The 11,760-nt window shown below is 58.8% G+C and carries 11 protein-coding genes and 1 pseudogene; 8 read left to right on the top strand and 4 right to left on the bottom strand.

Annotated features, from left to right (window positions below; genetic code table 11):
* Positions 1–93 precede the first annotated feature (93 nt).
* Both AC1RKH_RS19775 and AC1RKH_RS19770 read right to left on the bottom strand, forming a co-directional pair.
* Positions 94–1,266, bottom strand: coding sequence for a patatin-like phospholipase family protein (locus tag AC1RKH_RS19775; protein WP_493063333.1), 1,173 nt, complete (start codon positions 1,264–1,266; stop codon positions 94–96).
* Between the two features lie 50 nt (positions 1,267–1,316).
* A complete protein-coding gene (locus tag AC1RKH_RS19770) occupies positions 1,317–2,249 on the bottom strand; it encodes a lipid A biosynthesis lauroyl acyltransferase (protein ID WP_493063334.1) in 933 nt (310 codons plus the stop codon).
* A 121-nt stretch (positions 2,250–2,370) separates the two neighbouring features.
* Between AC1RKH_RS19770 and minC the strand changes: the two genes are divergently transcribed.
* The 7 genes from minC to AC1RKH_RS19735 all read left to right on the top strand — a co-directional run bounded on the left by minC (position 2,371) and on the right by AC1RKH_RS19735 (position 9,177).
* Positions 2,371–3,108, top strand: coding sequence for a septum site-determining protein MinC (gene minC / locus AC1RKH_RS19765; RefSeq protein ID WP_493063350.1), 738 nt, complete (start codon positions 2,371–2,373; stop codon positions 3,106–3,108).
* A gap of 200 nt (positions 3,109–3,308) precedes the next feature.
* Positions 3,309–4,121: a septum site-determining protein MinD gene (gene minD, locus AC1RKH_RS19760; RefSeq protein ID WP_054593514.1), complete on the top strand. Its 813-nt coding sequence runs from the start codon at positions 3,309–3,311 to the stop codon at positions 4,119–4,121.
* The gene (gene minE, locus AC1RKH_RS19755; RefSeq protein ID WP_019693048.1) at positions 4,121–4,375 is read left to right on the top strand and encodes a cell division topological specificity factor MinE; all 255 of its coding nucleotides are present in this window, start codon (positions 4,121–4,123) and stop codon (positions 4,373–4,375) included. Before minD ends, minE begins: the two co-directional genes overlap by 1 nt.
* A gap of 100 nt (positions 4,376–4,475) precedes the next feature.
* Positions 4,476–5,111, top strand: a complete 636-nt coding sequence (locus AC1RKH_RS19750; protein WP_007940846.1) for an RluA family pseudouridine synthase — start codon at positions 4,476–4,478, stop codon at positions 5,109–5,111.
* 205 nt (positions 5,112–5,316) lie between these two features.
* Positions 5,317–6,606 carry a M18 family aminopeptidase gene (locus tag AC1RKH_RS19745; protein ID WP_123426895.1) on the top strand — a complete coding sequence of 430 codons (1,290 nt, stop codon included), beginning with the start codon at positions 5,317–5,319 and terminating at the stop codon, positions 6,604–6,606.
* A 186-nt stretch (positions 6,607–6,792) separates the two neighbouring features.
* Positions 6,793–6,942, top strand: coding sequence for a hypothetical protein (locus AC1RKH_RS19740; RefSeq protein WP_185015439.1), 150 nt, complete (start codon positions 6,793–6,795; stop codon positions 6,940–6,942).
* 78 nt (positions 6,943–7,020) lie between these two features.
* On the top strand, positions 7,021–9,177 hold the full coding sequence (locus tag AC1RKH_RS19735) for a mechanosensitive ion channel family protein (RefSeq protein ID WP_493063335.1): 2,157 nt from the start codon (positions 7,021–7,023) through the stop codon (positions 9,175–9,177).
* 104 nt (positions 9,178–9,281) lie between these two features.
* Here AC1RKH_RS19735 and AC1RKH_RS19730 read toward each other — a convergent pair whose 3' ends face one another.
* Positions 9,282–9,815, bottom strand: coding sequence for a hypothetical protein (locus AC1RKH_RS19730; protein WP_493063336.1), 534 nt, complete (start codon positions 9,813–9,815; stop codon positions 9,282–9,284).
* Positions 9,816–10,011: 196 nt separating this feature from the next.
* On the opposite strand from AC1RKH_RS19730, the pseudogene AC1RKH_RS19725 reads away from it, so the two are divergent.
* Positions 10,012–10,296, top strand: a pseudogene (locus tag AC1RKH_RS19725) (mechanosensitive ion channel family protein); the annotation flags it as partial.
* A 463-nt stretch (positions 10,297–10,759) separates the two neighbouring features.
* Here AC1RKH_RS19725 and phnR read toward each other — a convergent pair.
* Positions 10,760–11,473: a phosphonate utilization transcriptional regulator PhnR gene (phnR, locus tag AC1RKH_RS19720; RefSeq protein ID WP_493063337.1), complete on the bottom strand. Its 714-nt coding sequence runs from the start codon at positions 11,471–11,473 to the stop codon at positions 10,760–10,762.
* Positions 11,474–11,760 lie beyond the last annotated feature (287 nt).

The following is an 11,760-nucleotide window of genomic DNA, read 5'->3' as shown; positions in this document are numbered from 1 at the left end:
TCCCACACTCGATTTGTGTAACGCCGCAAATAATCGGCACGACATAGATTAAATGTGGGAGCGAGCTTGCTCGCGATGGCCGCGCCACAGTCCTCAAGCCAGGACTGCAGGCTCTTCCAACCCCAGAAACCGGCACAACTCTTCGCGCTTGGCCAACGCATCGCGACGGCCAAGCTCGATCAACTCGCTGCAGTACCCCGCCTCGAACAGCAAATAACTCAACACCCCGGCACCGCTGGTCTTGGTTGCACCCGGCCCGCGCAGGAACAGTCGCAATGCTGCCGGTAGCTCTTGCCGATGCCGCGCGGCGATTTCGTCGATCGGCTGACTCGGCGCAATCACCAACACCTCCACTGGCGCCACGCCCAGGCTGCGAGCCATGGTACTGGCCGGCAACAAGTGACTGAACTGGTTCAAGCGTTGCAACAGCTCGATGTCGCTCTCCAGGCTGTCAATGAACGTACTGTTGAGCATGTGCCCGCCGATCTGGGCGAGCGACGGCTGCTGACCGGTGTAGGTGCGCTGCAAAGGGTTCTCGGGATCAACACCGCGCGGGTTGCCGCTGACGCCCACCACCAGCACCCGGCTCGCCCCCAGGTGCAGGGCCGGGCTGATCGGCGCTGACTGTCGCACTGCGCCATCACCGAAGTACTCGTTGTCGATCTTCACCGGCGCAAACAACAGCGGGATCGCCGAACTGGCGAGCAAATGGTCGACCGTCAATTGAGTCGGCACGCCAATACGTCGATGGCGCAGCCAGGCATCGATGCTGCGGCCGCCCTGATAGAAGGTCACGGCTTGCCCGGACTCATAACCGAATGCGGTGACGGCCACGGCGTGCAGTTGTTTTTGCGCAATGGCTTCATTGATTCCGGACAGGTGCAGCTTGTCGCTCAACAGATCGCGCAACGGTGAGCTGTTCAGCAGCGCCACTGGCACTTTGGCGCCTATCCCCAACAGGCTGTGGCTGACAAACCGAGTGGCCTGGCTGATGACTCCCGGCCAATCGCTGCGTAACACCAGGTCGCTGCGAAAGCCCTGCCAGAACGCGGTCAACCGCTGGATGGCGGCGGTAAAGTCCATCGCTCCGCTGGCCAGGCTCACCGCATTGATCGCCCCGGCCGAGGTACCGACGATCACCGGAAACGGATTGGCAGAACCTGCCGGCAGCAGCTCGGCAATCGCCGCCAGTACCCCGACCTGATACGCCGCCCGAGCCCCGCCGCCGGAAAGAATCAAACCTGTAACCGGCTCAGCTGAACTCATCGCAACGCTCCATGGTGCTTGGGCCTTCAATCTAGTCTGACGAAATGGATTCAACCACGCTTGGGATACAATTTCGGCTCGCCGGGTGGACGGCTCTTGAAGCGGCGATGGGTCCAGAGGTACTGCTCAGGGCAATCGCGCACGCATTCTTCGACCCACTGGTTGATCCGCAGACAGTCAACCTCGTCGCTTTCACCCGGGAAATCGCTCAGCGGCGCATGGATCACCAGACGGTAGCCACTGCCATCGGCCAGGCGTTGCTGGGTGAACGGCACCACCAGCGCCTTACCCAACTTGGCAAACTTGCTGGTAGCGGGCACGGTCGCGGCCAGAATGCCGAACAACGGCACGAAGATACTTTGCTTGGCGCCGTAGTCCTGATCCGGTGCGTACCAGATCGCCCGGCCTGCACGCAGCAACTTGAGCATGCCGCGTACGTCGTCGCGCTCCACCGCCAGCGAATCGAGGTTATGCCGCTCACGACCGCGCCGCTGTATGTAATCGAACAGCTGGTTTTTGTGTTCGCGGTACATGCCGTCGATGGTGTGCTGCTGGCCGAGCAACGCCGCGCCGATTTCCAGCGTGGTGAAGTGCAATGCCATCAGGATCACGCCCTTGCCGTCGCGCTGAGCCTGTTTGAGGTGCTCCAGCCCTTCGACATGGGCCAGGCGCGCCAGACGCGCCCGGGACCACCACCAGCTCATGGCCATCTCGAAGAAGGCAATACCGGTCGAGGCGAAGTTTTCCTTGAGCAGACGCTTGCGCTCGGCAGGCGTTTTTTCCGGAAAACACAATTCCAGGTTGCGCTTGGCAATGCGCCGACGGTCGGTGGCGACCCGATACATGCCAGCACCCAGCGCACGACCAATGCGCAGCAGCACCGGATACGGCAACTGAACGACCAGCCACAGCAGCCCTAGACCGCACCATAGCGGCCAAAACCGTGGAAGAAAAAATGCAGCTCTGAATTGCGGGCGATCCATTAACGATTCCGGACAGACAACAAGGCCGCGCATTCTACATCGGTTCGACCCGGCTTGCGGCTCGCGAGCGTTCTCGTTATAAGTCTCGGCACTTTTAGTGACAAGCCGCTTTATGCCGACCATGAGCCAAACCGAACCGCTAGACCAAGATCCCGTGTTCCAGTTGAAGGGCAGCATGCTCGCCATTACGGTGCTGGAACTGGCGCGCAATGACCTCGAAAACCTCGACCGACAACTGGCTGCGAAGGTCGCCCTGGCACCTAATTTTTTCAGCAATGCACCGCTGGTGCTGGCCCTGGACAAACTTCCGGCCACTGAAGGCGCGGTCGACCTGCCTGCACTGATGCGCGTTTGCCGCCACCATGGCTTGCGCACGCTGGCCATCCGCGCCAGCCGCATCGAAGACATTGCCGCCGCTATTGCCGTCGATCTGCCGGTGCTGCCGCCTTCTGGCGCGCGTGAGCGGGCAATCGACCCGCACGAAGGCGAAGTCAGGAAAAAACCGGAAAAACCGCCTGAACCGACCATCAAACCGACCCGGATAATCACTTCGCCCATTCGCGGTGGCCAACAGATTTATGCCCAAGGTGGCGATTTGGTAGTAGTTTCCTCGGTCAGTCCGGGGGCGGAACTTCTCGCCGATGGCAACATCCATGTATACGGGCCGATGCGCGGTCGTGCGTTGGCCGGCGTAAAAGGTGACACCAAGGCACGGATTTTCTGTCAGCAATTGAGCGCTGAACTACTCTCCATCGCCGGTCATTACAAGGTTTCCGAGGATTTGCGCCGCGACCCACTGTGGGGTTCTGGCGTACAAGTCAGCCTGTCGGGCGACGTGTTGAACATCATTCGGCTTTAACGGATACTGCCGCATTTTCCAAGCATCTCTAAAACGTAGCGAAAACGGCTCAAACGAAGTAGGAAAAAGGCACAAGGCAGTGTTTACCCGAGGTAAACCCCGCCCAAAGCCGGATTCCAGCCAAGGCTGTCCGACTGCAGTAGTTTTCAAGAGATGTTTTTCAGGGGCTAAAAGTCCTTTTTCCTTAGGGGTGAAACACCTTGGCCAAGATTCTCGTGGTTACATCCGGCAAGGGTGGTGTGGGTAAGACCACCACCAGCGCCGCTATCGGTACCGGCCTCGCTTTGCGCGGTCACAAAACAGTCATCGTCGACTTCGACGTCGGCCTGCGTAACCTCGACCTGATCATGGGTTGCGAGCGTCGCGTGGTGTATGACTTCGTCAACGTGGTCAACGGCGAAGCCAACCTGCAGCAAGCCCTGATCAAAGACAAGCGCCTGGAAAACCTCTACGTCCTGGCCGCCAGTCAGACGCGCGATAAAGACGCACTGACCGTAGAAGGCGTGGAAAAAGTGCTCATGGCACTTAAAGAAGACTTCGAGTTCGTGGTCTGCGACTCTCCGGCGGGCATCGAGAAAGGCGCTCACCTGGCCATGTACTTCGCTGACGAAGCGATCGTCGTGACCAACCCGGAAGTCTCCTCGGTACGTGACTCGGACCGCATGCTGGGCCTGCTGGCGAGCAAGTCGCGTCGCGCCGAAAACGGCGAAGACCCGATCAAGGAACACCTGCTGCTGACCCGCTACAACCCAGAGCGCGTAAGCAACGGCGAAATGCTCGGCGTCGAAGACGTCAAAGAGATTCTGGCGGTCACCCTGCTGGGCGTGATTCCGGAATCGCAAGCCGTACTCAAGGCTTCCAACCAAGGCGTACCAGTGATTCTCGACGACCAGAGCGACGCCGGTCAGGCGTACAGCGATGCCGTCGATCGTCTGCTGGGCAAAACCGTGCAGCACCGGTTCCTTGACGTTGAGAAGAAGGGATTCTTCGAGCGCCTGTTTGGAGGTAGATAATGAATCTTTTTGACTTCTTTCGTGCCAACAAAAAAGTAAGCACCGCGTCGGTAGCGAAAGAGCGTCTACAGATCATCGTGGCGCATGAACGCGGCCAGCGCAGTACCCCTGATTACCTGCCAGCCTTGCAGAAGGAACTGGTCGAGGTGATCCGCAAGTACGTCAATATCGGGTCCGATGACGTGCACGTCGCACTGGAAAACCAGGGCAGCTGCTCGATTCTGGAACTCAATATCACCCTGCCAGATCGCTGAGTCGATCCGGCTGGAGCCACGGCGGCTCAGGTCCTTCAGTCTCCTACATTGGACATTGAGGGTTCTGAGTCGCCGTTGGCGTTTGTTACGAGGCTGTTTAATGCCGCTGTCGAATATCCGCATCATCCACCAGGACGCCGCCGTACTGGTGGTGGACAAGCCCACCCTGCTGCTCTCCGTGCCCGGTCGCGCCGATGACAACAAGGACTGCCTGATCACCCGGCTGCAAGAAAATGGCTACCCGGAAGCCCGCATCGTCCATCGACTGGACTGGGAAACCTCCGGGATCATCCTGCTGGCTCGCGACCCGGATACCCATCGCGAACTGTCTCGGCAGTTTCACGACCGCGAAACCGAAAAAGCCTACACCGCACTGTGCTGGGGCCAGCCGGAACTGGACAGCGGCAGCATCGACTTACCGCTGCGCTACGACCCGCCGACCAAACCCCGCCACGTGGTGGACCATGAATTCGGCAAACATGCGCTGACCTTCTGGCGCGTACTGGAACGTTGCGGCGACTGGTGCCGGGTCGAACTGACACCGATCACCGGTCGCTCGCACCAGTTGCGCGTGCACATGTTGTCCATCGGTCATCCGCTGCTGGGCGACGGGCTTTACGCTCACCCGCAAGCCCTGGCCGCCTGGCCACGCTTGTGCCTGCACGCCAGCATGCTCAGCTTCACCCACCCACAGAGTGGCGAACGCCTGCGCTTCGAGTGCCCGGCACCGTTCTGAGCCATCCTCCGTACCTGTACCGGGAGCTGCCAAAGGCTGCGATCTTTACCCTCGGCACTTCGATTCTCTGTGGCTGCCTGAAAGCGCAAGATCAACAGATCGTCCGAACGCGGCCCGAACCTTCGGCAGCTCCTACAAATTTCCGTGCAACGCCAAACCTGCGATCAATACGTTAAACTCGCGGCACTGCTGTCTGGAGCTACTTATGCGCGAAGAGTTGAACCAAGGCCTGATCGACTTCCTCAAGGCCTCCCCTACCCCATTCCATGCCACCGCCAGCCTTGTTCAGCGTCTGGAAGCGGCGGGTTATCAGCGCCTTGACGAGCGCGAGCCCTGGACCACCGAAGCCAACGGTCGCTACTACGTCACGCGCAACGACTCCTCGATCGTCGCCATCAAGATGGGGCGCAACTCCCCATTGCACGACGGCATCCGTCTGGTCGGCGCCCATACCGACAGTCCGTGCCTGCGGGTCAAGCCACAACCTGAACTGCAACGTCAGGGTTTCTGGCAGTTGGGCGTCGAAGTCTATGGCGGCGCACTGCTCGCCCCCTGGTTTGACCGTGACCTGTCGCTGGCGGGCCGCGTGACCTTCCGTCGCGACGGCAAGGTCGAAAGCCAACTGATCGACTTCAAGGCACCGATCGCCACCATTCCCAACCTGGCCATTCACCTCAACCGTGAAGCCAACATGGGCTGGGCGATCAATGCACAGACCGAGCTGCCACCGATCCTTGCGCAATTTGCCGGTGACGAGCGCGTGGACTTCCGCGCCGTGCTCACTGATCAGCTGGCCCGGGAACACGGCTTGAATGCCGACGTGGTACTCGATTACGAGTTGAGCTTCTACGACACCCAAAGCGCCGCCATCATCGGCCTGCACGGCGACTTCATTGCCGGTGCGCGCCTGGACAATCTGCTGTCGTGCTACGCCGGCCTGCAAGCCTTGTTGACGGCTGAAACCGATGAAACCTGCGTGCTGGTGTGCAACGACCACGAAGAAGTCGGCTCATGTTCGGCGTGCGGTGCCGACGGCCCGATGCTTGAGCAGACCCTGCGTCGTCTGCTGCCTGAAGGTGACGAGTTCGTCCGCACCATTCAGAAGTCGCTGCTGGTCTCGGCCGACAACGCCCACGGCGTGCACCCCAACTACGCCGACAAGCACGACGCCAACCACGGCCCGAAACTCAATGCCGGCCCGGTGATCAAGGTCAACAGCAACCAGCGCTACGCCACCAATAGCGAAACCGCCGGGTTCTTCCGTCATCTGTGCATGGCCGAAGAAGTCCCGGTGCAAAGCTTTGTGGTGCGCAGCGACATGGGCTGTGGCTCGACCATCGGCCCGATCACCGCCAGCCATCTGGGCGTGCGCACCGTGGACATCGGCCTGCCAACATTTGCCATGCACTCGATCCGTGAACTGTGCGGCAGCCATGACCTGGCGCACCTGGTCAAAGTGTTGAGCGCGTTCTACGCCTGCCGCGAGTTGCCGTGACCGTTTAAAAGATCGCAGCCTGCGGCAGCTCCTACGAAAACAAGCCCCGCAGGCTGCGATCTTTTCAAAATCACCACCAAGTCATTTCTGATACACATCAACCCGGTTCGCCCAAAAGCCACCTAGACTTACATCACCTCTGCGGACAAGGCTGTCGCCATGATCTCGATGTCGGTTTTCAACTCCATGCTCATTCCAATACTCTCGGGAATGATCCTGCTGGCCATCGGCTTCAACTTTCGCGACAAGAACGCCGGGGTGTTCTCGATGTGGATCGGCATGCTGCTGATCCTCGCTACCGTGATTTACAAAATCCTCGCAAAACTGAACGAATAAAAGCGCTGACTACGCTCGCATTGGTTTTGCCCCGCTCGTACACTCGCTCGACCTGCACCTGTTGAGGTTGACCGCCTAGTGTTCGCTCGTCTTTTCGCCCTGCCGTCTACGTTGTTCATCTGCCTGTTGATGCTGCTTCCCATGGCCCCTGCTCAGGCCGTCGGCCTGCCGAGCCTGCTCAACGGCTCATCAAAAGCCCAGCCGGAAGCGACCGAACCGCTGGGGCAATCGCTGGACGAAGTGATCAAATCGCTGGAAAACGATCAGCAACGAGGCAGGTTGCTGGCCGATCTGAAGAAACTGCGCGACGTCAGCAAAAAAGCCCAGACGCCCACCGAAGAAGGCGTGCTCGGCTTGATCGGCGGCACCCTGGCCAGCCTGGAAAAACAGTTTTCCGGTGTCGACAGTCCGCTCACTCGCTGGTCCGACGAGTTCGACCTGGCCAAGGACGAACTGCGCGCGCTGATGCTGCCGGTCAGCGAATGGCTGCCGATGCTCTTTGCCTTCGCCTTGATTCTGATGCTCTGGAGCCTGCTCGCCGCCGCGCTGATCTGGCTCGGTCATCGCGTACGAACGCGCTTCGGCCTTACTGAAGAATTGCCGCAACACCCCAAGACCTGGGACATGTTGCGCTTTGCCCTGCGCAAACTCGGCCCCTGGCTGATCGCCCTGCTGATTACCGTCTACATGAGCTATGCCCTGCCGTCATCGCTGGGTAAATACCTGGCCATGGTGCTGGCTTATGCACTGGTGGTCGGCACCTGCTTCTCGGCGATCTGCGTGATCGCGTTTTCCGTGCTCGACGGTCCGCATCGGCATCGCGCCCTGTACATCCTGCGGCACCAGGCCTTCCGCCCGCTGTGGCTGATCGGCAGTTTTGCAGCCTTCGGTGAAGGCTTGAACGACCCACGACTGGTCGCCGGTCTCGGCATTCACCTGGCCCACACCACCGCGACCATCGCCAATGTGCTGGCAGCGATTTTCACCGGCCTGTTCATCCTGCGATTCCGTCGGCCCATCGCCCACCTGATCCGCAACCAGCCATTGTCACGGCGTCTGACCCGTCGTGCACTGAGCGACACCATCGAAATTCTCGGGACCTTCTGGTATTTGCCGGCATTGGTGCTGGTAGCGATCTCGCTGTTCGCCACCTTCGTCTCCGCCGGCGACACCAGCACCGCACTGCGCCAATCGTTGATCTGCACCGTGCTGCTGGTGTTGTGCATGGTCATCAACGGACTGGTCCGCCGCCATGCACTCAAACCGCAACGCGGGGCAAAGCGTCACGCGCTGTATTCGGACCGCCTCAAGAGCTTCTTCTATACCCTTGCGCACCTGACGGTGTGGCTGGCGTTCATCGAACTCGGCTTGCGGGTCTGGGGCATGTCGATGATCCGCTTCACCGAAGGCGAAGGCCATGAAGTCAGCGTCAAACTGTTCAGCCTGGGCGGTACGCTGATCTTCGCCTGGCTGATCTGGATCCTCAGCGACACCGCCGTGCACCACGCCCTCACCCGCTCACGCAAAGGCCTGGCCAACGCGCGCGCGCAGACCATGATGCCGCTTATCCGCAATGTGCTGTTCGTGGCGATTTTCATCATTGCGCTGATTGTCGCCCTGGCCAACATGGGCATGAACGTCACGCCGCTGCTGGCAGGTGCCGGCGTGATCGGTCTGGCCATCGGTTTCGGTGCACAGTCGCTGGTCTCCGACCTGATCACCGGGCTGTTCATCATCATCGAAGACTCCCTGGCCATCGACGACTACGTGGATGTCGGCGGCCACCTGGGTACCGTCGAGGGCCTGACCATCCGCACCGTGCGGCTACGGGACATTGACGGCATCGTGCACACCATCCCGTTCAGTGAAATAAAAAGCATCAAGAACTACTCGCGGGAATTCGGCTACGCGATCTTCCGGGTGGCGGTGCCGTACAACATGGAAATCGATGACGCGATCAAACTGATGCGCGAAGTCGGCCAGAAAATGCGCACCGACCCAATACAACGCCGCAACATCTGGTCGCCACTGGAGATTCAGGGCGTTGAAAGTTTTGAATCCGGCAGCGCAATCCTTCGCGCCCGGTTCAAGACCGCACCGATCAAGCAATGGGAGGTCTCAAGAGCGTTCAACCTGTCGCTCAAACGCCATCTGGATGAAGCCGGACTGGATCTGGCGACACCGAGGATGAGTATTCAGGTGGTGACGGCAGGTGGTGGGTTGGAGAAGGAATAACGGACCAAGGCAGCTCGGGAGGTGCCCGAACTGCCTTGACTTCAAAATTGGTTGATGTCAGAAACGCAGATTGCGATGAAAAACCCGACTACCTGCTTTAACGATTACTGGATATTCAATTTGATCCGCACTGGCGTGGCTGAATAAGGCTCATCGGCTGGATATGCCACCCATCCCCCATCCCCCGCCGGCACTAAATAAACATTATCATCACGATACTTATTCTCACGCTTAACTTTCCGCGCGACCATCAAGTAGTTATAGACCTGTTCCACATCGTCAGGCTTGTCATCCTCAAACTGTATAACCGCCGCCCTATCGGTTGCAAACATACGAACGTCCACCTCGTGCCGCAGATTATACCTCCGCGAGAACCATTCTTCTTTGAAATCCAACAGCAAGAACACTTCAGGCCTATCCTTAATACAAAGGAACCCTCTTTTGTCCAAACCAATATATTGCCTGCCCTCTAGTTCTCCAGCAGTGATAATAAAACCTTCTCCATTCCCACTCCAGTAAAAACCGAACTCCAGCGGTTCACCGCGCCCCCGCCGAGTGCAAATCCGACCCGATGAGACTGTAATCGGGCGCCCTGAAATAGTCATCTTCGCATAAAACGCAATATCGTAATCAGACATACTAATTTCCTTATATAAGCTATAGTCCAAAGCCGTAAAAACGACTTGCGACAACCTTACATAAGACTCAAAGAGCAAGCCAGAGAAATAGCAACCCAACCATTTCACTGTATTTAGTTCACCCACTTAACTGTTGCACCTTCTTTATCAGCTATTGCTCATTGCAAACCAATCTCAGGCCACATCCACCCGACATGACACGATCAAACTGATGCGCGACTTCGGCCAGAAAACGCACACTGACCCAATACAACGCCGCAACATCTGATCGCCACTGGAAATTCAGGGCGTTGAAAGTTTCGAGTCCGGTCGCCCGATTCTTCGGGCCCGGTTCAAGACCGCACCGATCAAGCAATGGGAAGTTTCAAGAGCGTTCAACCTCTCACTCAAACGCTATCTGGATGAAGCCGGGCTGGATCTGGCGACACCGAGGATGAGTATTCAGGTGGTGACGGCAGGTGGTGGGTTGGAGAAGGAATAACGCAAGAAAGCAGACGCGAAGCGTGGGACCAATCAAAAGCCATACAAGTCCCAACCACTCAGGCCGCCGTGCTTTGCTTTTGATCTACCCGCCCCTATATCGGGAGGCCGAGCGCAGGTGTTCAGCAGGGGGTTGGCGCGCAGCGCCGTACGGCGCAGCCGGACACATCGAGAGGAGGTCGTCGCGAAGCAGACCGTAGGCGATGCCCCCTGATGGACACCGGAGCGAGGTGCCGTACGCTTGGGGCGAAGACCTTTGCTTCCTTTGGGGCGTTTGCCAAAGGGAGTCGCCGTCAGGGCGAAACCGCCAGCCGCCGTTACCGCAGCAACGGATATGTACACCTGCAAAAGACGGGTCGACTGTCAGGCCGCCATCGCGAGCAGGCTCGCTCCCACAGTTGAACTGTGTACATCTGCGAAAGACAGGTCGGCTATCAGGCCGCCATCGCGAGCAAGCTCAGCGCCTACAAGACATCCACCCCGACATGAATCGCATCATGCCGCCAGAACTCCAGGTCACAATCGATCAGCCGCTCGTGCTGATCATAATTGACCCGGGCAATCCGCAGGCCCGGGCTACCAACAGACACCCGTAAAGCCGCCGCCGCATCCACCGACAACGAAGTCGGCACAATCTCGAACCGCACCCGCCCGTAGTGCAAATCGTAATGCCGCGCATACAACTCGGTAATCGACTGATTGAGATCGAACTCCAGAATCCCCGGGAAAAACTGCGGATTCAAATAGTGCTCGACATACAAAACCAACCGCCCATCGATGCGTCGCGAACGGCGGATCTGAATCACACTCGACAACGCCGGCAACTGCAACCATGCGCAAACCGCCGCAGACGCCGGTTGCAACCGTGCCGAAATCACCTCGGTCGACGGCACCCGCCCTTGCGCACTGACCATCGCGTGAAAGTGACTGCGCTGCATCAGGTTGTAGGCCAGGCGCGGTGGCGAGACGAACCAGCCGCGCCGCTCTTCGCGGTAAATCTGCCCCTGGGCTTCGAGCTGCAACAACGCCTCACGCACGGTGATCCGTGTGGTATTGAACAGCTCACTGAGTTTGCGCTCGGCCGGCAGCTTGCTCGCGGGCGCCAGCAGACCGTGGTCGATCTGCTCCTGCAGCACTTGACCGATGGCTGTCACCGCCTTGATTGCCTCATCGCGCATCAATGTTACCTATCTGGACTAGGCCAGCACTGTTTCGGGGCAGGATCGCGCCAAAAAACGCGTCCTGATACGTATTGCAAGCCTAGGCAATCCATATGACTGATCGATGACAAAGGCGCCGAACGGTTGATCCAGACCTTTGCAAATAAGCGGCCAAGTCCTTGCAAACCGGCCATCTGCCCATGGTCTACGCTTACCTCGCAGCCCTCACTACCGAGCGAAATAAATGCGAGCGCGCCTGATACCGACATCAAAGTGTCATCCAGCTCACCTAAATTGGCTCAGGT

Source organism: Pseudomonas sp. GW822-FHT06B12 (assembly GCF_058799675.1).
The sequence above is the reverse complement of the archived record's forward strand: the minus strand, read 5'-3'. Positions and strand labels throughout refer to the sequence as shown.